The sequence below is a fragment of the Cedecea davisae genome (assembly GCF_044095835.1).
GTDB lineage: Bacteria > Pseudomonadota > Gammaproteobacteria > Enterobacterales > Enterobacteriaceae > Cedecea > Cedecea davisae.
In genome coordinates this window covers 316,074-340,168 of sequence record NZ_CP172054.1, presented here as the reverse complement: position 1 = coordinate 340,168, position 24,095 = coordinate 316,074, and the positions used below count along the sequence as shown (strand labels likewise).

Below are 24,095 nucleotides of genomic sequence, written 5' to 3'. Positions count from 1 at the left end.
TTATGGCAACTTTAATTGCGAAAAACCTGGCTAAAGCCTACAAGGGCCGCCGCGTGGTCGAAGACGTCAGCCTGACCGTTAAATCAGGCGAAATCGTTGGGCTGCTCGGGCCAAACGGCGCCGGTAAAACCACGACGTTTTATATGGTTGTAGGTATCGTGCCTCGCGATGCGGGCAATATCATCATTGATGATGAAGACATCAGCCTGCTTCCGCTACACGCCCGCGCACGTCGTGGTATCGGCTATCTGCCTCAGGAAGCCTCTATTTTCCGCCGCCTGAGCGTTTTCGATAATCTGATGGCGGTGTTGCAGATTCGCGATGACCTGACCTCAGAGCAGCGCGAAGATCGCGCCAACGAGCTGATGGAAGAGTTCCACATCTCTCATCTGCGCAATAGCCTTGGGCAGTCGCTGTCCGGCGGGGAGCGCCGCCGCGTTGAAATAGCCCGCGCGCTGGCAGCAAACCCAAAATTCATCCTGCTGGATGAACCTTTTGCCGGCGTAGACCCGATCTCCGTAATTGATATCAAACGCATCATCGAGCATCTGCGCGACAGCGGCCTCGGCGTGCTGATTACCGACCATAACGTCCGCGAAACGCTGGCCGTCTGCGAACGCGCCTATATCGTTAGCCAGGGCCACCTGATTGCCCACGGCACGCCGGAAGAAATCCTTGAAGACGAGCAAGTTAAGCGAGTCTATCTGGGCGAAGAGTTCAGACTCTGATAGGGTGGGAAGTCTTACACGACTTATTTGAGGACGTTTGCTCTGAACATGAAGCAAGGTTTGCAATTACGGCTTAGCCAACAACTTGCTATGACGCCCCAGCTACAGCAGGCAATTCGCCTGTTGCAGCTCTCGACGTTAGAGCTTCAGCAAGAACTCCAGCAGGCACTGGACAGCAATCCATTGCTTGAGCAAACCGACCTGCATGATGAAATCGATACTCAGGAAATGCCTGAGAGCGAAGCCATGGACACCCGCGAAGCCCTCGAACAGAAAGATATGCCGGAGGAGCTGCCGCTGGACGCCAGTTGGGATGAGATCTACACCGCAGGAACCCCTTCAGGCACCGGCACCGACTATCTCGACGATGAGCTTCCCGTTTATCAGGGTGAAACAACCCAGTCGCTTCAGGACTACCTGATGTGGCAAGTTGACCTGACGCCCTTCTCCGACACGGACACCGCGATTGCAACTTCGATAGTCGACGCGGTAGACGAAACCGGGTATCTAACCGTCCCGCTGGAAGACATTCTGGAAAGCATGGGCAACGACGAGGTCACGCTCGATGAAGTCGAAGCGGTGCTTAAGCGTATTCAGCGCTTCGATCCGGTAGGGGTGGCGGCGAGAGATTTGCGCGACTGCCTGCTGATCCAACTTTCTCAATTCGCCAAAGAAACGCCCTGGCTGGCTGAAGCTCGCCTGATTGTTAGCGATCATTTAGATCTGCTGGCTAACCACGATTTCCGCGCCTTAATGCGCGTAACAAGAATCAAAGAAGACGTGCTGAAAGAGGCCATGTGCCTGATTCAGTCGCTTGACCCACGCCCCGGCCAGTCCATTCAAACCGGCGAGCCTGAATACGTTATTCCGGACGTGCTGGTGCGTAAGCTACAGTCACGCTGGACCGTAGAGCTTAACTCCGACAGCATTCCCCGTCTCAAAATCAACCAGCAATATGCCGCCATGGGCGGAAATACCCGCAATGACAGCGATTCGCAGTTTATTCGCAGTCACCTGCAGGAAGCGAAGTGGTTGATTAAAAGTCTCGAAAGCCGCAATGATACGCTGTTACGCGTTAGCCGCTGCATTGTGGAGCAGCAGCAGGGCTTTTTTGAGCATGGCGAAGAGCACATGAAGCCGATGGTGCTGGCGGATATTGCCCAGGCGGTAGAGATGCACGAATCGACCATCTCAAGGGTGACGACGCAGAAGTATTTGCACAGCCCGCGCGGCATTTTTGAATTGAAGTATTTCTTCTCCAGCCATGTCAGTACCGAAGGCGGCGGCGAAGCCTCCTCAACGGCAATTCGTGCGCTGGTGAAGAAGTTAATAGCTGCGGAAAACCCCGCCAAACCTCTGAGCGACAGTAAATTAACCTCAATGCTGTCGGATCAGGGTATTATGGTGGCACGCCGCACAGTTGCGAAGTACCGAGAATCTTTATCCATTCCACCGTCAAACCAGCGTAAACAGCTGGTGTGACTTCACCGATAAGGAAGACACTATGCAGCTCAACATTACAGGGCAAAACGTCGAGATAACCGATGCACTGCGTGATTTTTTGAACGCTAAGTTTGCCAAACTGGAGCAGTACTTCGAAAGAATCAACCAGGTCTATATTGTATTAAAGGTGGAAAAAGTAACTCATGCGGCGGATGCTACGCTGCACGTGAACGGTGGAGAACTGCATGCCAGCGCCGAAGGCCAGGACATGTATGCCGCGATTGACGGACTGATTGATAAACTGGCCCGACAGTTAACAAAACACAAAGATAAACTAAAACAGCACTGATAATCCGGGCATCAGATGTGCATACGGTCGGCCCGCTGCCTGTGTAGCGGGCCGTTCGCACAAAAAATGCTTAGGTGAACTTATGATGAACAACGATTCGGCTCTACAACTGAGCAATGTCCTTAACCAGGAATGTACTCGCAGTGGCGTCCACTGCCAGAGTAAAAAACGTGCGCTGGAAATTATCAGCGAACTGGCAGCAAAACAGCTTGGCCTGCCGCCGCAGGTCGTTTTCGAAGCCGTATTAACCCGCGAACGTATGGGCAGTACCGGCATTGGCAACGGCATTGCAATTCCCCACGGCAAGCTTGAGGAAGATACGCTGCGCGCCGTTGGCGTCTTTATCCAGCTGGAAACGCCTATTGCTTTTGATGCTATCGACAACCAGCCGGTGGACTTGCTGTTCGCGCTGCTGGTGCCGGCGGATCAAACCAAGACCCACCTTCATACGCTGTCTCTGGTGGCGAAGCGTCTGGCGGATAAAACCATTTGCCGCCGCCTGCGTTCGGCCAGCAGCGATGAAGAGCTTTACCAGATAATTACTGAAACAGAAGTCGATAACGCCAGCGAAAACGAATAATCGGCACGTTTGATGTACCGGACAGATAAATCGGGGGAATGATTACATGGTGCTGATGATTGTCAGCGGCCGCTCAGGTTCAGGGAAGTCTGTAGCCTTGCGCGCACTGGAAGATATGGGATTCTACTGTGTGGATAACCTGCCGGTTGTTCTGCTGCCGGAGCTGGCAAAAACGCTTGCTGACCGGCAAATTTCCGCCGCGGTCAGCATTGACGTGCGCAACATGCCGGAATCACCGGAGATCTTCGAGCAGGCGATGGACAATCTGCCGGATGCTTTCTCGCCGCAGCTGCTGTTCCTGGACGCCGACCGCAACACCCTGATTCGCCGCTACAGCGATACCCGCCGCCTGCACCCGCTCTCCAGCAAGAATCTTTCGCTGGAAAGCGCTATCGACGAAGAGAGCGACCTGCTCGAACCGTTGAAATCCCGCGCGGACTTGATTATCGACACCTCGGAAATGTCGGTTCACGAGCTGGCTGAAATGCTGCGTACCCGCCTGCTGGGCAAACGGGAGCGCGAGCTGACGATGGTGTTTGAGTCCTTCGGCTTCAAACACGGCATCCCGATTGATGCGGACTATGTGTTTGACGTTCGCTTCCTGCCTAACCCGCACTGGGACCCTAAGCTGCGCCCGATGACCGGCCTCGACAGACCGGTTGCCGCCTTCCTCGACAGGCACACAGAAGTACACAATTTTATCTACCAGACCCGCAGCTATCTTGAGTTATGGTTACCCATGCTGGAAACCAACAACCGTAGCTATCTGACCGTCGCTATCGGCTGTACCGGCGGTAAGCACCGTTCGGTTTATATTGCAGAGCAGCTGGCCGACTACTTCCGTTCGCGCGGCAAGAACGTCCAGTCCCGACACCGCACGCTGGAAAAACGTAAAACATGACCGTAAAGCATACCGTTGAAATCACCAATAAGCTGGGCATGCACGCCCGCCCGGCTATGAAGCTGTTTGAACTGGTGCAAAGCTTTGACGCCGAAGTAATGCTGAGAAATGAAGCAGGAACCGAAGCCGAAGCCAGCAGCGTGATTGCTCTGCTGATGCTGGACTCCGCCAAGGGTGGGCACATCGAGGTGGAAGTGACGGGTCCTGAGGAAGAACAGGCTCTGGCGGCGGTAATCGCGCTGTTCAATGCCGGTTTTGACGAAGACTAAGCGGGTATCGCGGCGTTAGCCGCGCCCCATTTTCCACACCGCGGCTACGTTACGCGCCGTTATGCGTATATTTTCCTCCGCCTGTTCAAGCGCCTCCGGTAAGGTCTGGATCCGGTTAAGCACTGAAAATACGGCGTCTATTCCATATTGATGCACCACCCCGTAATCAGGCGCCATACCGCCCGCCAGCGCAATCACCGGCACATCAAATCGTTTAGCGACTCTTGCCACGCCTGCCGGGGTTTTACCGTGTATCGTCTGGCTATCAATCCGCCCTTCTCCGGTAATAACCAGGTCCGCGCCTTCAATAGCCTCTGCCAGTTTTAACGCTTCGGTGACTATTTCAACGCCCGGCCGCAGCCTGGCATTCAACAGCGCGAACAGCGAAGCCCCCATTCCTCCCGCAGCCCCCGCACCGGCAACATCAATAACCGGCTTGCCGCCGAGCCGCTCAATCTGCTCGCCATAGTGCCTGAGAGAAGCATCCAGCTGGCTAACCATTTCCGGCGTCGCGCCTTTTTGCGGTCCAAATACCGCAGAAGCTCCCTTTTCACCGCACAGCGGGTTATCAACATCGCAGGCGACCAAGATTTCGGTTTGCAGCAATCTCGGGTCCAGCAGACTCAAGTCCAGCGAGCTCAGCTCCGCCAGCGCCGCGCCTCCGGCACTTAACTGCTGCCCTTTGGCATCAAGGAGCTTTGCGCCCAGCGCCTGCATCATGCCCGCTCCACCGTCGTTCGTTGCGCTACCGCCAATGCCGATAATGATTTTACTGACGCCGTACTCCAGCGCCGCAAGGATAAGCTCGCCGGTGCCGAAAGTACCGGTTAATAACGGGTTACGCTGCGCCACGGGAACCAGATGCAGACCGGAGGCAGCGGCCATTTCAATGATTGCCATGTCCTCTGCGCCCGTCAGGCCAAAAAAGGCTTCAACCGGCTGCCCGAGGGGGCCGGTCACCGTTACCGGAATGACTTTCCCATCGGTGGCGGCAACCATCGACTCGACTGTACCTTCCCCGCCGTCGGCCATCGGCAGCTTTACATAATCGGCATGCGGGTAAATTTCGCGAAAACCCTGCTCAATAGCCGCGGCAACCTGCATTGCGCTCAGGCTTTCTTTAAAAGAATCGGGGGCAATAACAATTTTCATGGCGACCTCATTCAACCGCGGCATAGCACAACCAGGCGGCGAACTGCGGAAGGAAGAACAACCGCCGGAGGGCGCTCTGGCGGTTATTTTAAATTATGCTGCTCGAGGAAGGACTCCCCGCCCAGCTGACGCATCTGGCGCATGATCCACTGCTGCCGCTGGCGAATATAGCCGGATGGCGCATTGGCTTTAAAACGAATCGGGTTGGGTAATACCGCGGCCAGCAGTGCCGCTTCTGCCGGAGTCAGGCGGCTGGCTGGCTTGTTAAAATAGCGCCGCGAGGCCTCTTCAACGCCAAAAACACCTTCACCGAACTCGGCGATATTCAGGTACACCGTCAAAATCCGCCGTTTACTCCACGCCGTTTCCAGCCCAACGGTCAGCCCGGCCTCCAGACCTTTACGCAGCCAGCTACGCCCGTCCCACAGAAACAGGTTTTTGGCCGTTTGCTGGGAGAGCGTTGAAGCGCCGCGAACGCGGTTTTCATTACGCTCATTGTGCGCGAGCGCTTTCTCGATAGCGGCGGTATCAAATCCCCAGTGCTCGGGGAATTTTTGGTCCTCAGAGGCAATAACCGCCAGCCCCATCCACGGAGAAATTTCGTCCATAGATACCCAGTCGGAGTGGGCGACATAGCCAAAATTGCCGCTCGCCCAGGCGCTGACCTGGCGCTCAACCATTACCGCGGAAAACGGCACGGGGACAAAACGAAACAGCAGCAGCCCGAAAAACCACAGGCCGCCAACCGCGATCAAAGCCCTCAGAAGCCAGCGTTTCACCCACTGCAACGGTGCAAAACGCCCTTTCCTCACGCGCTCAGTTCCAGCACGCGTGCAACCAGCTTGTCGATACCGATGGCCGCTTCGTTAATGTTTTGCGCCAGCATATAAGCAGGCGTTGTCACGACCTTACGATCTTCATCAACAACGATATCCTCTACCGGGCAGGGAACATGCTCTGCGCCCATCGCTTCCAGCAGTTCAGCGGTATCGATATCCGTCCCGATGGTTAGCCTCAGAGGCATATCCAGAATCTTTGGCAACATCGCCGGAGCAATGCACATAAAGCCCAAAGGCTTTCCCTGCTCGTGGCATTCGCGCGCAAGGCGGCGTAAATCAACATCAACTTCACATTCAGCACCCTGGGCGGCAAACGTGCTCAGGTTTTTAGCCGCGCCAAATCCACCCGGCACAATCAGGCCGTCGAGCGCTTCGGACACCGCCTCGCGCAAAGGCAGAATATTGCCGCGCGTAATGCGGGCCGCTTCCTGCAGGACATTGCGGCCGCCAGTTGCAGCCTCGCCGGTAAGATGATCGATAACGTCAGACTGAGGTTTATCGGGTGCAAAGCAAACCGCCTCGGCACCGGCACGGGACAGCGCCAGCAGCGTTAGCACCGCCTCGTGGATTTCGCTGCCGTCGTAAACGCCACAGCCACTTAGCACTACGCCGATTCTCTTCATTTGAACGCTCCTTTACTTAAAGCCTGCTTCAGTATCAGCCGAACCATTTGCTCGTTATGCTTCACATATTTTACTGATTCACGTAACAAATATTTCAAGCTTTGCTATCTTATATGGCTGACGGCCCGCGAATTGCTGGTTGTGCCATTAATTAATTCAACGCTTAAAAAAGGCGCAACCCTGTTTTCCCTGGTGTTGGCGCAGTATTCGCGCACCCCGGCCTGGCCGGGGTCATTTTTTTCCGGCTTCGGCTACCCACGCTTTTAATACGTTAACGTCGTGCTGCCACTCTTGTTTCAGCTCTTCGATCCATTCGCCAACGTTATCTGACCACGCGGGTAAATCCGGCGACTGAATCTGCTGGGCAACCTGCTGTAAATGGCGCAGGCCGACCGAGCCAGCCGCGCCTTTAATTTTATGCCCCTCTTCCACCACGCCTTTGTTATCACGCGCGGTCATATTGGAATCGAGCACTTCTAAATAACCCGGCATCATTTTTTCGAACATCGCCAGGCCATCGGTTATTAATTTTGGCCCTACCAGCTCGATATATTGCTCAAGCATGGGAATATCGAGCAGCGCTTGCTGTTTTTCACTATCGACTTTTGTCACCACAGGCTCCTTGTCCGTTATCTGGTTATCCCAGAACTTTTGGATCATCGACATCAGTGCCGGCACGGCGAGCGGTTTACTCAACACGTCATCCATTCCGGCTTCCAGGTACTCGGTCTTGTTTTTCAGCACGTTAGCGGTAAGCGCCACCAGCGGCGGCAGCTCACTTTTGCTAAAGCGTTTATTCAGCTCGCGGGAGATATCCAGCCCGGTCATGTCCGGCAACTGGATGTCCAGCAGCACGAGGTCATATTCCCCCGGAATAAACATCTCCAGCGCTTCTTTCCCGGTCATCGCCACATCAACGCTGTTCCCCAGCTTTTCGAGTACCGAGCGCGCCACGATGACGTTCAGCTCGATATCCTCCACCAGCAGGACGTGCAGGGCCGGCAGCGGCATCTCGTCGTCGTCGAGCGTATCCTCAACCTCTTCGGCCACGCTTGGCGCCTGCACGGTTAAGGTAAACAGCGAGCCTTCACCCGGCTTGCTGGTCACGGTAATATCGCCCCCCATGCTCTTCGCCAGGCGGCGCGATACCGCAAGGCCAATACCGGTGCCGGTCGCCGGTTTACCACCGTGGCTGTCTTTCACCTGGTAGTACATGGCAAAAATTTTGTCCTGCTCATCCTGAGGGATGCCGATACCCGAATCCTGCACTTCAAAGCGCAGGCAGCTCTCCTCTTCATAACGAACCCGCACCGTCACCAGCCCGCCTTTCGGGGTAAACTTCACCGCATTGCTGATAAGGTTCCACAGAATCTGGCGCAGGCGCGTGCCGTCCGTCACCACTTTATGCGGCAGCGGCAACGTCGGATCCATAACAAACGATAGCCCTTTTTGCTGAGCCTGCAGGCCGGAGAGGTTTTCGAGGTCGGCAAGGAAGCTGGTGAAATCCACCGGCTGATTATCAAGCTGCACTTTGCGGCGCTCAAGTTTGTCCATGTCGATAATATCGTTGAAGATATTGCCGAGAGTGATGGCCGAAACGTGAATGGTTTTCAGGTAATTGGTCTGTTCGGCGCTCAGGTCGGTATCCAGCAGAATACGGCTCAGGCCGACGATGCCGTTAAGCGGCGTGCGCAGCTCGTGGCTGATAGTAGAGATAAACGTGGTCTTATCCCGGCTGGCGCGTTCCAGGGCATCCTGGTAGCGTTTACGCTCGGTAATATCACGCCCAAAGCCCATCAGGCCATGGCGTTTCCCCACGCGGTCGTAATAAGGCACTTTACGAATTTCGAAGCAGGCTTTGCGCCCGTCCGGGTAATCAAGCCACTGCTCGTAGGTTAGCGACACGTTGTGGCGGAAGACTTTCTCGTCGGTCTCCAGCACTTTTTCGGCGGCCTCGGCAGAGTAAACGTCCTGCGGTTTGAGGTGGATTAGCTGCTTTTCGCTTTTCCCGGTCAACAGCTCCATCGCCCGGTTACAGCCTGAGAATTCTTTATCTTCGTTGCGGTAGAACACCAGGTCAGGGGAGGCATCAAGGAAGGAGCGCAGGAAAGAGGACTGCTGCTCAAGCCGGATTTGCGTCTCTTCACGCTCCTGCATCTCCACTTTAAGCTGCTCAAGCATAGTCTGGCGCTCGGCTTCCGCCTTCACGCGGTCGGCAATTTCCTGGTTGAGCTGGGCGATATTATCTTTTAGCTGGACGTTGAGGATCAGGTCACGCTCGCGCATCTCCTCAAGTTTTTCCACCAGCTTCGACAGGCGCTGCCTGGACTCTTCAAGCTGCTCAACAACAACCGACAGGAAGTAGACCGCCCACGGCGTAATCAACAACCCAAAAAAGATGGAGCGAACAACATCGATGCTTTCGACCTGGCCGCGCAGCAGCATGGTGACGGCCATCTGCACCACCATCGCCAGCACGACCAGAGCCGAAGCCAGCAGCAGGGAGAAGCGCACTAACCCCAGCTTCACCATAAGATCGACGTAATACTGCGCTAATAACCGGATTTGCTTCATGGAACCCTTCCTTCGCCGTGGATGCGCTAAATATACCGCAAAAAGGGCTAACGCTCAGGTATTACGAAAGAAGTGAGAGATCCCACGGCGTACCCAGAGCCGATCCTTGCGTTCCATGTTCCAGCAGGTAGCGATCTATCTCCACCATCGCCGTCCAGCGGTTTTCACACCATAAAGGCGCCAGCAGCGTAGGGCGGCGTGCGCTGGCGGAGATGCGGTGAAACACCACGTCGAGGGGCGTATGGCGAATCATCTCTGCGGCGGTTTGCACGTATTCCTCAAGCTCAATGCCGCCGAGGCGGCCCGCACGCCAGCTTTTCGCCATAATGCTGCCTTCAACAATGTGTAGCGGATGCAGCTTCAGGCCATCCACGCCGGTTTCCACCACCCGCTCCAGCGTTTCCATGCACTGCTGCTGCCCCTCGCCGGGCAAACCTACAATCAGGTGGCTACAGACTTTCAAACCACGGGCACGCGCCCGCCGCGTGGTTTCTTGATAGCAGGCAAAATCATGCCCCCGGTTGATACGGTGCAGGGTTTTATCGTTCGCCGTCTGTAGACCCAGCTCCAGCCAGACCTCGTACCCTTGTTCGCGGTATTCGCTTAGCAAATCGAGCACGCTGTCGGGCACGCAGTCCGGGCGGGTTCCTACACACAGGCCGACAATGCTGGCCTGGCTCACCGCCTGCTGATACATCGAACGCAATACCTGAACCTCTGCCCAGGTGCTGGTGTAGGCCTGAAAATAAGCCAGATAGCGCTGCGCGCGATCCACGCGGCTGGCCTGCCGCGCGAGCTGCACGGCAATAGAGTTGTGCTGCTGTTCTTCATCGGCAAAAGAGGCGACATTGCAAAAAGTGCAGCCCCCGCGCCCGATAGTACCGTCGCGATTCGGGCAGCTAAACCCGCCGTGAAGCGAAAGCTTGTGGACCTTTTGCCCGTAACGACGAGAGAGATCGCCGCCAAACATATTGACTAATTTCTGTAACTGCATAATCTGATGGGCCGTCCCGAAAAAGGGGCCTAGCCTGCCATTTTCTGTTCGCCCCGGCGATGACCTGGATCAATCGCTTCGGCGCAGCTTTATCTATTGAATAACCATTCAAAATTAGTGCAATTTTATCCACTCCAAGCGTAATTACTTTTCCTTATGACGCATCCCTTTATTTAAAGAATATGACGCCCGGTGAAAAACAGTGTCATGCTGCACGCCGCGAGGGTTAGGCAGCATATCGTGCTGGCAATATCATTCATGCCAGCATGGTCTGGAGTTTCACGGGCTTTCGGATAGTGAGGACGATCACATAAAGCCCGACGTTAGCAGACCTTTCTGAATGTGCAAAAAAGACAAAAAAATCTTCTTATTCATATCGTTAACCCACTCTTAGCACAATTATGTATAAATAAGAATGCCATTTGACCTGTGTGCTCTTTCCCGATAAGTTGGAAATCCGCTGGAAGCTTTCTGGATGGGTTCTGTGCCCATCATATTTATGCAGTAATTGAGATTCCCTCTAAAGCAAGTCCTCAACACTTGTGACACCGGATGCGTTGGACATTAAGAGGGCGACACGCGAGGCAAGCGTAAGATGCGCAAACCCCGTCGCCATGCCCTTGCTGCGTCCACGCGCAAACGGTTGGGGGTAACGTAGAGCCTGGGGAGGTTCACTGATATGTTGTACGATAAATCCCTCGAGAAGGATAACTGTGGTTTCGGCCTGATCGCCCACATAGAAGGCGAACCTAGCCACAAGGTAGTGCGTACCGCTATTCACGCACTGGCCCGTATGCAGCACCGCGGCGCGATTCTGGCCGACGGTAAAACCGGTGATGGTTGCGGCCTGTTGCTGCAAAAACCGGATCGTTTCTTCCGCATCGTTGCAGAAGAGCGCAATTGGCGTTTAGCTAAAAACTATGCCGTTGGCATGATTTTCTTAAGCCAGGATGACGCGCTTGCCCGCGCCAGCCGCCGCATTGTTGAAGAAGAGCTGCAAAACGAAACCCTGTCTATTGTTGGCTGGCGCGAAGTGCCGGTTAATAAAGATGTGCTCGGTGAAATCGCCCTCTCCTCTCTGCCACGTATTGAGCAAATTTTCGTTAATGCCCCGGCGGGCTGGCGTCCTCGCGATATGGAACGTCGCCTGTTCATCGCCCGTCGCCGTATCGAAAAACGCATCCAGGAAGACAAAGACTTCTATATCTGTAGTCTCTCTAACCTGGTGAACATTTATAAAGGTCTGTGTATGCCGGCGGATTTGCCGCGCTTCTACCTGGACCTGGCGGATCTGCGCCTGGAATCAGCCATTTGCCTGTTCCACCAGCGCTTCTCCACCAACACCGTACCTCGCTGGCCTCTGGCTCAGCCGTTCCGCTATCTGGCGCACAACGGCGAGATCAACACCATTACCGGTAACCGCCAGTGGGCACGCGCCCGTACCTACAAATTCCAGACACCGTTGATTCCTGACCTGCACGACGCCGCGCCGTTCGTCAACGAAACCGGCTCTGACTCCAGCTCCATGGATAACATGCTTGAGCTGCTGCTGGCGGGCGGGATGGATATCGTTCGCGCCATGCGTCTGCTGGTTCCGCCAGCCTGGCAGAACAACCCGAACATGGACCCGGAGCTGCGCGCCTTCTTTGACTTTAACTCCATGCACATGGAGCCGTGGGACGGCCCGGCCGGTATCGTTATGTCCGACGGGCGTTTCGCCGCCTGTAACCTGGACCGTAACGGCCTGCGCCCGGCGCGCTACGTTATTACCAAAGATAAGCTCATCACCTGCGCGTCCGAGGTTGGGATCTGGGATTACCAGCCGGACGAAGTGGTTGAAAAAGGCCGCGTTGGCCCCGGCGAGCTGATGGTTATCGATACCCGCGTTGGCCGTATTCTGCATTCCGCAGAGACCGACAACGATCTGAAAAGCCGCCATCCTTACAAAGAGTGGATGGAGAAAAACGTTCGCCGCCTGGTGCCTTTTGAAGAGCTGCCGGACGAACGCGTCGGCACTCGCGAAATGGATGACGACACGCTCGCCAGCTATCAGAAGCAGTTTAACTACAGCAGCGAAGAGCTGGACTCGGTCATTCGCGTGCTGGGCGAGAACGGCCAGGAAGCCGTTGGCTCAATGGGCGATGATACCCCGTTTGCCGTGCTTTCCAGCCAGCCACGCATTATTTATGACTACTTCCGCCAGCAGTTTGCACAGGTGACTAACCCACCTATCGACCCGCTGCGTGAAGCCCACGTTATGTCGCTGGCCACCAGCATTGGCCGCGAAATGAACGTCTTCTGCGAAGCGGAAGGCCAGGCCCACCGCCTGAGCTTCAAATCGCCAATCCTGCTGTGGTCCGATTTCCAGCAACTGACCACGCTGGAAGAAGAGCATTATCGCGCCGATACGCTCGACATCACTTATGACGTGACCGAGAAATCACTGCACGAAACCGTAGCGGCGCTGTGCGACGAAGCCGAACGTATGGTTCGCAACGGCACGGTATTGCTGGTGCTGTCCGACCGTAATATTGCCAAAAACCGCCTGCCGGTTCCGGCTCCGATGGCCGTTGGCGCAATCCAGACTCGCCTTGTGGACAAGAGCCTGCGCTGCGACGCTAACATCATCGTTGAAACCGCCAGCGCCCGCGACCCGCACCACTTTGCGGTTCTGCTCGGCTTTGGCGCCACCGCAATCTACCCATACCTCGCTTATGAAACTCTGGCGAAGCTGGTTGATAACGGCGCAATCGACAGAAACTACCGCACGGTGATGCAGAACTACCGCAACGGGATCAATAAAGGGCTGTACAAGATCATGTCCAAAATGGGCATCTCGACTATCGCCTCTTACCGCTGCTCCAAACTGTTTGAAGCCGTCGGCCTGCACAAAGAAGTGTCCGAGCTTTGCTTCCAGGGTGCAGTCAGCCGCATCGGCGGCGCGGGCTTCGCCGACTTCCAGCAGGATCTGCTGAACCTGTCCAAGCGTGCCTGGCTGGTGCGTAAGCCGCTGGATCAGGGCGGGCAGCTGAAGTTCGTCCACGGCGGTGAATACCACGCCTATAACCCGGACGTGGTTCAGACGCTGCAAAAAGCGGTGCAAAGCGGCGACTATGGCGATTACCAGCAGTACGCGAAGCTGGTCAACGAGCGCCCGGTGGCAACGCTGCGCGACATGCTGACCCTGAACCCGCAGGATGAGTCCGTCAAAATTGAAGACGTTGAGCCAGCCAGCGAGCTGTTTAAACGCTTTGATACCGCGGCGATGTCCATCGGAGCATTAAGCCCGGAGGCACACGAGTCGCTGGCCGAAGCAATGAACAGCATCGGCGGTAATTCCAACTCCGGCGAAGGCGGCGAAGATCCTGCCCGCTACGGCACCAACAAAGTATCACGCATCAAGCAGGTGGCTTCCGGCCGCTTCGGCGTAACACCAGCCTACCTGGTCAACGCCGACGTTATCCAGATTAAAGTTGCTCAGGGCGCTAAGCCGGGCGAAGGCGGCCAGCTGCCGGGTGATAAAGTGACGCCGTACATCGCGAAACTGCGCTACTCCGTGCCGGGCGTGACGCTGATTTCTCCGCCACCGCACCACGATATTTACTCTATCGAGGACCTGGCGCAGCTGATTTTCGACCTTAAACAGGTCAACCCGAAAGCGATGATCTCCGTGAAGCTGGTTTCTGAACCGGGCGTCGGCACCATCGCGACCGGCGTGGCGAAAGCCTATGCCGACCTGATTACCATCGCCGGTTATGACGGCGGCACGGGTGCCAGCCCGCTTTCTTCCGTGAAATACGCTGGCTGCCCGTGGGAGCTTGGCCTGGTAGAAACCCAGCAGGCTCTGGTAGCAAACGGTCTGCGTCACAAGATCCGCCTGCAGGTGGATGGCGGCCTGAAAACCGGCCTCGATATCATTAAAGCGGCTATTCTCGGCGCGGAAAGCTTCGGCTTCGGCACCGGGCCAATGGTTGCCCTGGGCTGTAAATACCTGCGTATTTGCCACCTGAACAACTGCGCGACCGGCGTAGCAACCCAGGATGACAAGCTGCGTAAGAACCACTATCACGGCCTGCCGTTCAAAGTGACCAATTACTTTGAATTTATCGCCCGCGAAACCCGCGAGCTGATGGCGCTGCTGGGCGTGAAGCGTCTGGTGGACTTAATTGGCCGCACGGATCTGCTGAAAGAGCTGGAAGGCTTTACCGCCAAGCAGCAGAAGCTCGATCTCTCGGCGCTGCTGAAAACCGCAGAACCGATGCCGGGCAAAGCGGTGTACTGCACCGAGCACAACCCGCCGTTTGACAAAGGCGACCTGAACGCACAGCTGTTAACCCAGGCGCAGCCGTATGTTGATGACAAGCAGAGCAAAACCTTCTGGTTTGACATCCGCAATACCGACCGCTCCGTGGGCGCTTCGCTTTCCGGCTACATTGCGCAGCATAACGGCGACCAGGGTCTGGCAGCAGACCCAATCAAGGCGCATTTCAGCGGCACCGCGGGCCAGAGCTTCGGCGTGTGGAACGCCGGCGGCGTGGAATTGCACCTGACCGGCGATGCCAACGACTATGTAGGCAAAGGCATGGCAGGCGGTCTGATATCACTGCGTCCTCCGGTAGGCTCGGCCTTCCGCAGCCACGAAGCGACGATTATCGGCAACACCTGCCTGTACGGCGCAACGGGCGGCAAGCTGTACGCAGCAGGCCGCGCGGGTGAACGTTTTGCGGTGCGTAACTCCGGTGCTATCACCGTGGTTGAAGGTATCGGCGATAACGGCTGCGAATACATGACCGGCGGTATCGTCTGCATTCTTGGCAAAACCGGGGTTAACTTCGGCGCGGGCATGACCGGCGGCTTCGCCTACGTGCTTGACGAAGACGGCGAGTTCCGTAAACGCGTGAATCCGGAACTGGTTGAATTACTCGACGTGGAAGAACTGGCGATTCATGAAGAGCATCTGCGCGGCATGATAACCGAACACGTTCAGCTAACCGGCTCCCAGCGTGGCGAAGAGATCCTGGCGAACTGGCCATCCTTCGCGGCGAAATTCACCCTGGTTAAACCGAAGTCCAGTGATGTGAAAGCATTGTTGGGTCACCGCAGTCGTTCCGCAGCAGAGCTGCGGGTGCAGGCGCAGTAAGAGGTCACGATGAGTCAAAACGTTTATCAATTTATCGACTTGCAGCGCGTTGATCCGCCGAAAAAGCCATTGAAGATCCGCAAGATCGAGTTCGTGGAAATTTACGAACCCTTCTCGGAAGGCCAGGCCAAGGCGCAGGCGGACCGCTGCCTGTCCTGCGGTAACCCGTACTGCGAGTGGAAATGCCCGGTTCACAACTACATTCCAAACTGGCTGAAGCTGGCCAATGAAGGGCGCATTATCGAGGCGGCCGAGCTGTCTCACCAGACCAACAGCCTGCCGGAAGTTTGCGGCCGCGTTTGCCCGCAGGATCGCCTTTGCGAAGGCTCCTGCACCCTGAACGACGAGTTTGGTGCAGTCACCATCGGCAACATCGAGCGCTATATCAACGATAAAGCCATTGAGATGGGCTGGAAACCGGATTTAACCGGCGTTAAGCAAACCGGCAAGCGCGTTGCGATTATCGGCGCTGGCCCTGCGGGGCTGGCCTGTGCCGACGTGCTGGCGCGCAATGGCGTAAAAGCCGTGGTTTACGACAGACACCCTGAAATCGGCGGCCTGCTGACCTTCGGCATTCCGGCCTTCAAGCTGGAAAAAGAAGTGATGACCAAGCGCCGCGAGATTTTCAGCGGCATGGGCATCGAGTTCAAGCTCAATACCGAAGTCGGTCGTGACGTACAGATGGACGAGCTGCTGAGCGAATTCGACTCTGTTTTCCTCGGCGTGGGCACTTACCAGTCTATGCGCGGCGGTTTAGAGAACGAAGATGCGCCGGGCGTTTACGACGCGCTGCCGTTCCTTATCGCTAATACCAAGCAAATGATGGGCTTCGGTGAAACTGCCGAAGAGCCGTATGTCAGCATGGAAGGCAAACGCGTTGTGGTGCTGGGCGGTGGCGACACCGCGATGGACTGCGTGCGTACTTCTATTCGCCAGGGCGCAACGCACGTTATCTGTGCCTACCGCCGTGACGAAGAAAACATGCCGGGCTCTAAACGTGAAGTGAAAAACGCGCGTGAAGAAGGCGTGGAGTTCCAGTTCAACCTCCAGCCGCTCGGCGTTGAGATTAACGCTAATGGCCGGGTTTGCGGCGTGAAAGTTGCCCGCACCGAACTGGGCGCGCCGGATGCCAATGGCCGCCGTCGCCCTGAAATCGTCGCCGGTTCCGAGCACGTTCTGCCTGCCGATGCGGTAGTGATGGCGTTTGGTTTCCGCCCTCACAGCATGGAATGGCTGGGGCAGCACAGCGTCGAACTGGATAGCCAGGGCCGCATCATCGCCCCGGAAGGCAGCGAAAACGCGTTCCAGACCAGCAACCCAAAAATCTTCGCCGGCGGCGATGCGGTTCGCGGGTCTGACCTGGTGGTAACGGCGATTGCCGAAGGCCGCAAGGCGGCGGATGGGATCCTGAACTTCCTCGAAGTATAAAAGCAGAAGGCCTGATAGCTTCGGCTATCGGGTCTTGTTGCTCCGGTAGAACTTGCCCCAATAAAAAAGCCAGTCTTTCGACTGGCTTTTTCTTATTTCACTACGCGCAACGCCGGACGGCCACCGCGCGGCGGCGGAGGCGGATCGTCGTCAGGGTTATTGTCGCGATCGGCGTTGTCCGGACGATCGCCGTCAATAACCTGCATTACCGTTTCTGACTCGCCTGCTGCAGGCTGGTCATCGTTATGGCTTTCTGCGTCTTCATCGTAGCCCGCTTCCGGCTCAAACATCGTCCCGGCCCCGTTTTCACGAGCATAAATTGCCAGCACCGCCGCCATCGGTACATTGACCTGCCGCGGTACGCCGCCGAAGCGCGCGTTAAAACGCACTTCGTCATTGGCTAATTCAAGGTTGCCCACGGCGCGAGGAGCAATGTTCAGCACAATTTGCCCGTCACGCGCGTACTCCATTGGAACCTGCACACCTTCCAGCGTGATATCCACGACCAGATGCGGCGTGAGCTGGTTGTCCAGCAACCACTCATAGAAGGCTCGCAGCAGGTAAGGACGGCGCGGAGACAGTTGCGACATATCCATCAATTAGCCTCGAGTCTGCAGACGCATTTCGCGCTCAGGTTCGGTCAAAGAGGCCAGGAAGGAATCGCGCTCGAAGACGCGGGTCATATAACCTTTCATCTCTTTAGAACCCGCACCGGTCAGCTCGATGCCCATCTGCGGCAGACGCCACAGCAGCGGAGCCAGGTAGCAGTCTACCAGGCTGAACTCGTCGCTCAGGAAGAAAGGCTTCTGAGTGAACACCGGAGCGATGCTCAGCAGCTCTTCACGCAGCTGCTTACGCGCCGCGTCCGCTTCCTGCGCGGAGCCGTTCATCACCACGTTCATCAGGGTGTACCAGTCTTTCTCAATGCGATGCATATACAGACGGCTTTCACCGCGCGCAACCGGATAAACCGGCATCAGCGGCGGGTGCGGGAAACGCTCATCAAGATATTCCATGATGATGCGGGATTCCCACAACGTCAGTTCGCGGTCAACCAGGGTCGGTACGCTGTGATTTGGGTTGAGGTCAATCAGATCCTGAGGCAGGTTATCCGTTTCCACATGCTCAATTTCAACGCTAACACCCTTCTCAGCCAGCACGATGCGTACCTGATGGCTGTAGATGTCAGTAGGACCGGAAAACAGCGTCATCACCGAACGTTTGTTGGCAGCGACAGCCATGAAAACCTCCAAGTTTATCCAGAAAATTACTGCTAATAGCCGCAAGCGGCGACTAACCTGACCGTTTATTACCCAACGCTTCGCCGTAACACCGTTAACGCCTGAAAAGAAAGCGAGAACAAACCTGATGCCGACATTTGGGCAGAAAATTGGATGATAGTTTACCAGATTTTACCGGTTTTGTGGTGGCTACGTGTTGAATTTGCCTAAAAGACAAACCATTTCAAAGCGTTAAAACCGATAATATAAATTACAGACATAAAAAAACCCGGTACAAAGACCGGGTTTTTGCCAATTGCCTTTCTGCGTAAGCAGAGAACAATTAACGTTTGGAGAACTGTGGACGACGACGTGCTTTACGCAGACCGACTTTCTTACGTTCAACCTGACGAGCATCACGAGTAACGAAGCCTGCTTTACGCAGTTCGGAACGCAGGGACTCATCATACTCCATCAGAGCGCGGGTGATACCGTGACGGATCGCACCAGCCTGACCAGAGATACCACCACCTTTAACGGTGATGTACAGATCCAGTTTCTCAACCATGTCGACCAGTTCCAGCGGCTGACGAACTACCATGCGGGCAGTTTCACGACCGAAGTACTGTTCCAGAGAACGTTGGTTGATAACGATTTTGCCGTTGCCCGGTTTGATAAACACGCGAGCTGCGGAACTTTTGCGGCGACCAGTGCCGTAGTATTGATTTTCAGCCATTGCCTATAATCCCGATTAAATGTCCAGAACTTGCGGTTGCTGTGCCGCGTGGTTGTGCTCGGTGCCCGCGTAAACTTTCAGTTTACGGAACATAGCACGGCCCAGCGGACCCTTTGGCAGCATGCCTTTAACCGCGATTTCAATCACACGCTCAGGACGGCGGGCAATCATCTCTTCAAAGGTCGCTTGTTTGATACCACCGATGTGGCCGGTGTGATGGTAATACACTTTGTCAGTACGCTTGTTGCCGGTTACAGCAACTTTGTCAGCGTTCAGAACGATGATGTAATCACCAGTATCAACGTGCGGAGTGTATTCCGCTTTGTGCTTACCGCGCAGACGGCGAGCCAGTTCAGTAGCCAGACGACCTAAGGTCTTACCTTCAGCATCAACAACATACCAGTCGCGCTGTACAGTTTCTGGTTTAGCTGTAAAAGTTTTCATTAAAAGCTTACCCAATATATAGTTACACGTTGGTGAACACCCAAACGTTTAAAATCAGTTGAGGTTCACGCGACATTGTCCAGCAAACCTACCCCTTCGAATAGCCTATGCCGGCACGACAAAAGTTTTGGGAAAAAAACTTTGGTTGTAACGTGGGGTCGCAAGATTATAGAGAAGTCGCCCTCAAAAATCGACCACAATTTGTAGTTGATATCACATATTCATCGTCAGGGCAGATGAGAGAGCCGCAAATACTCTTCGCTTTGCATTTCCTGCAGGCGGGAGAGGCAGCGCTGGAACTCGAATCTTAACCTTTCCCCTTGATAAATATCAAATAGTTCAGCATTCGCCGACACCACCAATTTGACATGGCGTTCATAAAACTCATCCACCAGTGCAATGAAACGCCGCGCTTCATTTTCCATAAGCGTCGTCATCACCGGCACATTAAACAGCATCACGGTGTGGAACTGGCGGGAAAGTGCGATGTAATCGTGCTGGCTGCGGGCATCCACGCACAGCGTAGTAAAATCCACCGCCAGCGTTTGGTTGGCGGTGCCGAGCGTGGCCAGCGGGCGGTGGTTTATCTCCAGCACCGGGCCGCCTTCGCGCTTAGTTCCGGCCAGCGCCGCATAAAGTTTCTCCATCTGCTGCGCGGACTCGCTATTAAGCGGCGACAGCCAAAGATGTGCCTGAGTGAGCGTACGCAGGCGATAGTCAATCCCGGCATCTACGTTCATCACATCGCAATAGCGTTTCACGGCCTCGATAGCCGGTAAAAATCGCGCGCGCTGTAGCCCGTTACGGTATAAATCGTCCGGCGGGATATTCGACGTGGCCACTAAGGTGATGCCCCGGGCGAATAGCGCTTTCATTAATGTACCCAGCAGCATGGCATCGGTGATGTCAGAGACAAAAAACTCATCAAAGCACAAGACGTCGGTTTCGGCCTTAAAACCATCGGCAACGATTTCAAGCGGATCGCTGTGGCCCTGGTTTTGCGCCAGCTCTTCGTGAACCCGCAGCATAAAACGGTGGAAATGGAGGCGTAATTTGCGCTCCCCCGGCAGACTCTGGAAGAACATATCCATTAGCCAGGTTTTACCGCGCCCTACGCCCCCCCACATATACAGGCCACGAACCGGCTCCCGCGAGGCGGGCGCGTCACGTTTGCCCAGTAGCTTGCCGAAGCGGGCAAATAAGCCGGCTGTGTTTTCCGGCTGAGTTTCTGTCGTCAGCGCCTGCCAGATAGTATCTAAACGCATAACCGCTTCGCGCTGTACTTCGTCGGGTTGGTAGCTGCCCTCTGCCAGGGCCTGTTGATAGCGCGATGCGGGAGAGAGATTTTGCATGGTATTATGGTATTCCCTTTAGAATCGGATAGCCGTTCACTGTCGTTTTCGAATTCGGTTGTCGAAAAAAAGGCCGTTCTACCCTAAGCGATGCTGCGTCAGGATTCCACTTCTCTTAGGTTAACGGTTATAGTGGCTACATTACCCTACGGAATCACAAGATAACGGGAGAAGTTCATGACTTGGGAATATGCGCTTATTGGGTTAGTAGTGGGCCTTATTATCGGTGCCGTCGCCATGCGCTTTGGCAACCGCAAGCTGCGCCAACAACAAGCTATGCAGTATGAGCTGGAAAAAAATAAAGCGGAACTCGAAGAGTATCGTGAAGAGTTGGTCAGCCACTTTGCCCGCAGCGCCGAGCTGCTGGATAATATGGCGCACGATTATCGCCAGCTTTATCAACATATGGCGAAAAGCTCCAGCAGCCTGCTGCCGGAAATGTCCGCCGAAGCGAACCCGTTCCGCAACCGCCTTGCGGAGTCAGAAGCCAGCAACGATCAGGCTCCGGTTCAGATGCCGCGCGATTATTCAGAAGGCGCTTCTGGCCTGCTGCGTACCGGCGCAAAACGCGATTAATCCCAGTTTCAGCTTTTTTTCAGGGGCACGGCCTGCGTGCCCCCCATCCTTTCCTGCCGCAGCTATCATTTAATAATCTATTGCTTTCTTATTACGCCATTGTTAGTCGATTGATATTTCAATAACATCGATTGAGTAAGTGGGCATTCCTTTTTCCAGGTGACGAGAGCCAGCATCCAATGAAGAAACAAATCCGGCTGTTGAGTGCAGTAGCGTTAAGCGTCGGTCTGACGCTCGGCGTATCCCCTCTGGCGAGCGCGTCACTGCCCTCCCAGGTTCCAGGCCAGCCCGCGCTGCCGAGCCTTGCCCCGATGCTGGAAAAAGTGCTGCCTGCGGTCGTCAGCGTACAGGTTGAAGGCACCGCATCGGCTTCAAGTCAAAAGGTGCCGGAAGAGTTTAAAAAATTCTACGGCGATGGGGCTCCGTCAGACGCGCCTCAGCAGTTTGAAGGCCTCGGCTCCGGCGTCATCATTAACGCCGCCAAAGGCTACGTGCTGACCAATAATCACGTTATTAATCAGGCACAAAAGATAAGCGTTCAGCTCAACGATGGACGCGAGTTTGATGCAAAACTCATCGGCGGAGACGACCAAAGCGATATCGCGCTTATCCAGCTACAAAACGCTACCGGGCTCACCGAAATTAAAGTTGCGGACTCAGACAAGCTGAAGGTCGGCGATTTTGCCGTCGCTGTGGGCAACCCGTTTGGCCTTGGGCAAACGGCAACTTCCGGGATAGTTTCCGCATTAGGCCGCAGCGGCCTTAATCTCGAAGGGCTGGAAAACTTCATCCAGACCGACGCCTCCATCAACCGCGGCAACTCCGGCGGCGCGCTGCTGAACCTTAACGGCGAGCTGATTGGGATAAACACCGCCATTCTGGCTCCGAGCGGCGGCAGCGTCGGTATTGGCTTCGCTATCCCAAGCAATATGGCGCAAACCCTGGCTAAACAGCTGATGGAGTTTGGCGAAATCAAACGCGGCCTGTTGGGGATTAAAGGCACCGAGATGAGCGCCGACATCGCCAAAGCGTTTAATTTGTCTACCCAGCGCGGCGCTTTCGTCAGCGAAGTGCTGCCGCAGTCCGGCTCGGCCAAAGCTGGCGTAAAAGCAGGAGACGTGATTACCAGTCTGAACGGTAACCCGCTTAACAGTTTCGCCGAACTGCGCGCCAAAATCGCCACCACCGAACCCGGTACGGTGGTAAAACTCGGCCTGCTGCGTGACGGTAAACCACTCGAGGTCAGCGTCACGCTGGACAAGAGCACAGCCTCCTCCGCCAGCGCAGAGATGATACTTCCCGCGCTTCAGGGTGCCACGTTGAGCGACGGGCAGTTGAAAGACGGCGGGAAAGGCATTCGCCTGGATAACGTTGAAAAAAGCACGCCTGCCGCTCAGGTTGGCCTGCATAAAGATGATGTGATTGTCGGGATTAACCGCGAGCGTGTGCACAGCATCGCAGAAATGCGTAAGGTGCTCGAAACCAAGCCTGCGGTTATCGCGCTCCACATTGTCCGCGGTGAAGACAGCATTTATCTGCTGTTGCGTTAAAGGCAGCAGAGAAACGGACATCGTCTGTACGATGTCCGTTCAACTCATGCTATTCTGCGTTCGATTTTTCTCACTGATTAACTCAAATTCATGTTCCTAAAGATCTTACGTTCGGTGGTGATTGGGCTGATTGTCGCGGGGCTGCTGTTGCTCGCGATGCCGTCATTGCGCAAGGCCGTTAGCCCGCTGGTACCATCGCAATATGACAGCGCCGACGAAACGCCGATGAGTTTTAACCCGGCGGTGCGCCGTGCTGCCCCGGCGGTGGTCAACGTTTATAACCGCAGCGTGGGCAATAACGGCCAGAATCAACTGCAGATAAAAACCCTCGGCTCCGGCGTTATCATGGACGGCCGCGGCTACATCATTACCAATAAACACGTTATTAACGACGCGGAGCAAATCATCGTTGCGCTTCAGGATGGGCGAGTTTTCGAAGCGCTGCTGATTGGCTCCGACAGCCTGACCGACCTGGCCGTGCTGAAAATCAACGCCACCAGCCTGCCGATTATTCCGATTAACGGCAAACGCCAGCCGCACATCGGCGACGTTGTCATGGCGATAGGCAACCCGTACAACCTCGGGCAGACGGTAACTCAGGGCATTATCAGCGCCACCGGCCGCATCGGCCTTAGCCCGTCAGGCCGCCAGTCGTTCCTGCAAACGGACGCCTCCATCAACCGCGGGAACTCGGGCGGGGCGCTGGTTAACTCCTTAGGCGAGCTGATGGGCATCAATACCCTGTCGTTCGATAAGAGCAACGACGGCGAAACCCCGGAGGGGATCGGCTTTGCTATCCCAACTCAGCTGGCGACCAAAATAATGGATAAGCTGATTCGCGATGGCCGGGTGATCCGCGGTTATATCGGCATCGGCGGCAGAGAAATTACCCCGCTGCACGGCCCGTCTACCGGCATCGACCAGCTGCAGGGGATTATCGTGAACGAAGTTTCACCGGAAGGTCCGGCCGCTCAGGCAGGTATTCAGGTCAATGACGTGATTATCTCGGTCAACCACAAACCGGCCATCTCCGCGCTGGAGACCATGGACCAGGTTGCAGAAATTAGACCAGGCTCGGTTATCCCGGTTGAAGTGATGCGTGAAGATAAAAAGCTGACGCTTCAGGTCACTATCCAGGAATATCCCGCCGGAAGTAACTAAACTGCGGACATAAAAAAACCGGAACTGAGTTCCGGT

The 24,095-nt window shown here is 55.5% G+C and carries 21 protein-coding genes; 11 read left to right on the top strand and 10 right to left on the bottom strand.

What is annotated here, in order from left to right:
- Positions 1-2: 2 nt before the first annotated feature.
- The 6 genes from lptB (at position 3) to npr (ending at position 4,270) form a co-directional block, all read left to right on the top strand.
- Positions 3-728 carry an LPS export ABC transporter ATP-binding protein gene (gene lptB / locus ACG1VR_RS02075; protein WP_016538391.1) on the top strand — a complete coding sequence of 242 codons (726 nt, stop codon included), beginning with the start codon at positions 3-5 and terminating at the stop codon, positions 726-728.
- 48 nt (positions 729-776) lie between these two features.
- On the top strand, positions 777-2,210 hold the full coding sequence (gene rpoN / locus ACG1VR_RS02070) for an RNA polymerase factor sigma-54 (RefSeq protein WP_016538392.1): 1,434 nt from the start codon (positions 777-779) through the stop codon (positions 2,208-2,210).
- A 22-nt stretch (positions 2,211-2,232) separates the two neighbouring features.
- Positions 2,233-2,520, top strand: a complete 288-nt coding sequence (gene hpf / locus ACG1VR_RS02065; protein ID WP_016538393.1) for a ribosome hibernation promoting factor — start codon at positions 2,233-2,235, stop codon at positions 2,518-2,520.
- 82 nt (positions 2,521-2,602) lie between these two features.
- Positions 2,603-3,100 (top strand): PTS IIA-like nitrogen regulatory protein PtsN, encoded by a 498-nt coding sequence (gene ptsN / locus ACG1VR_RS02060; RefSeq protein WP_016538394.1) that lies wholly within the window; start codon positions 2,603-2,605, stop codon positions 3,098-3,100.
- 46 nt (positions 3,101-3,146) lie between these two features.
- Positions 3,147-4,001 (top strand): RNase adapter RapZ, encoded by an 855-nt coding sequence (gene rapZ, locus ACG1VR_RS02055; protein ID WP_016538395.1) that lies wholly within the window; start codon positions 3,147-3,149, stop codon positions 3,999-4,001.
- Complete coding sequence (npr, locus tag ACG1VR_RS02050) at positions 3,998-4,270, top strand: PTS phosphocarrier protein NPr (protein WP_016538396.1); 273 nt, start codon at positions 3,998-4,000, stop codon at positions 4,268-4,270. Before rapZ ends, npr begins: the two co-directional genes overlap by 4 nt.
- Positions 4,271-4,285: 15 nt before the next feature.
- On the opposite strand, the gene ACG1VR_RS02045 is transcribed toward npr, so the two are convergent.
- From ACG1VR_RS02045 to ACG1VR_RS02025, 5 genes are all read right to left on the bottom strand, one after another.
- Positions 4,286-5,422 carry a glycerate kinase gene (locus ACG1VR_RS02045; protein WP_395490086.1) on the bottom strand — a complete coding sequence of 379 codons (1,137 nt, stop codon included), beginning with the start codon at positions 5,420-5,422 and terminating at the stop codon, positions 4,286-4,288.
- Positions 5,423-5,505: 83 nt separating this feature from the next.
- Positions 5,506-6,234, bottom strand: coding sequence for a monofunctional biosynthetic peptidoglycan transglycosylase (gene mtgA, locus ACG1VR_RS02040; RefSeq protein ID WP_395490084.1), 729 nt, complete (start codon positions 6,232-6,234; stop codon positions 5,506-5,508).
- On the bottom strand, positions 6,231-6,884 hold the full coding sequence (gene elbB, locus ACG1VR_RS02035; protein WP_395490082.1) for an isoprenoid biosynthesis glyoxalase ElbB: 654 nt from the start codon (positions 6,882-6,884) through the stop codon (positions 6,231-6,233). Before elbB ends, mtgA begins: the two co-directional genes overlap by 4 nt.
- A 231-nt stretch (positions 6,885-7,115) precedes the next feature.
- Positions 7,116-9,458 (bottom strand): aerobic respiration two-component sensor histidine kinase ArcB, encoded by a 2,343-nt coding sequence (gene arcB, locus ACG1VR_RS02030; protein ID WP_016538400.1) that lies wholly within the window; start codon positions 9,456-9,458, stop codon positions 7,116-7,118.
- Positions 9,459-9,519: 61 nt separating this feature from the next.
- Positions 9,520-10,452: a TIGR01212 family radical SAM protein gene (locus ACG1VR_RS02025; RefSeq protein ID WP_395490079.1), complete on the bottom strand. Its 933-nt coding sequence runs from the start codon at positions 10,450-10,452 to the stop codon at positions 9,520-9,522.
- Between the two features lie 679 nt (positions 10,453-11,131).
- Between ACG1VR_RS02025 and gltB the strand changes: the two genes are divergently transcribed.
- Positions 11,132-15,592 (top strand): glutamate synthase large subunit, encoded by a 4,461-nt coding sequence (gene gltB, locus ACG1VR_RS02020; RefSeq protein ID WP_016538402.1) that lies wholly within the window; start codon positions 11,132-11,134, stop codon positions 15,590-15,592.
- A 9-nt stretch (positions 15,593-15,601) separates the two neighbouring features.
- Positions 15,602-17,020 (top strand): glutamate synthase small subunit, encoded by a 1,419-nt coding sequence (locus ACG1VR_RS02015; RefSeq protein ID WP_016538403.1) that lies wholly within the window; start codon positions 15,602-15,604, stop codon positions 17,018-17,020.
- A gap of 92 nt (positions 17,021-17,112) precedes the next feature.
- Here the strand turns inward: ACG1VR_RS02015 and sspB are convergent, their stop codons facing one another.
- The 5 genes from sspB to zapE all read right to left on the bottom strand — a co-directional run bounded on the left by sspB (position 17,113) and on the right by zapE (position 20,772).
- Positions 17,113-17,616, bottom strand: coding sequence for a ClpXP protease specificity-enhancing factor (gene sspB / locus ACG1VR_RS02010; protein ID WP_016538404.1), 504 nt, complete (start codon positions 17,614-17,616; stop codon positions 17,113-17,115).
- Between the two features lie 3 nt (positions 17,617-17,619).
- Positions 17,620-18,261, bottom strand: coding sequence for a stringent starvation protein SspA (sspA, locus tag ACG1VR_RS02005; RefSeq protein WP_016538405.1), 642 nt, complete (start codon positions 18,259-18,261; stop codon positions 17,620-17,622).
- Between the two features lie 322 nt (positions 18,262-18,583).
- Entirely contained in the window at positions 18,584-18,976 is a 393-nt protein-coding gene (rpsI, locus tag ACG1VR_RS02000) for a 30S ribosomal protein S9 (RefSeq protein ID WP_000829818.1), read from the bottom strand.
- Positions 18,977-18,991: 15 nt separating this feature from the next.
- Positions 18,992-19,420 carry a 50S ribosomal protein L13 gene (rplM, locus tag ACG1VR_RS01995; protein WP_008454874.1) on the bottom strand — a complete coding sequence of 143 codons (429 nt, stop codon included), beginning with the start codon at positions 19,418-19,420 and terminating at the stop codon, positions 18,992-18,994.
- A gap of 227 nt (positions 19,421-19,647) precedes the next feature.
- Positions 19,648-20,772 carry a cell division protein ZapE gene (zapE, locus tag ACG1VR_RS01990; protein WP_172568898.1) on the bottom strand — a complete coding sequence of 375 codons (1,125 nt, stop codon included), beginning with the start codon at positions 20,770-20,772 and terminating at the stop codon, positions 19,648-19,650.
- A gap of 177 nt (positions 20,773-20,949) precedes the next feature.
- Between zapE and zapG the strand changes: the two genes are divergently transcribed.
- From zapG to degS, 3 genes are all read left to right on the top strand, one after another.
- A complete protein-coding gene (gene zapG / locus ACG1VR_RS01985; RefSeq protein ID WP_016538407.1) occupies positions 20,950-21,348 on the top strand; it encodes a Z-ring associated protein ZapG in 399 nt (132 codons plus the stop codon).
- Between the two features lie 179 nt (positions 21,349-21,527).
- Entirely contained in the window at positions 21,528-22,898 is a 1,371-nt protein-coding gene (gene degQ, locus ACG1VR_RS01980) for a serine endoprotease DegQ (RefSeq protein WP_395490074.1), read from the top strand.
- A gap of 90 nt (positions 22,899-22,988) precedes the next feature.
- Positions 22,989-24,059, top strand: coding sequence for an outer membrane-stress sensor serine endopeptidase DegS (gene degS / locus ACG1VR_RS01975; RefSeq protein WP_172568896.1), 1,071 nt, complete (start codon positions 22,989-22,991; stop codon positions 24,057-24,059).
- Positions 24,060-24,095: the final 36 nt, after the last annotated feature.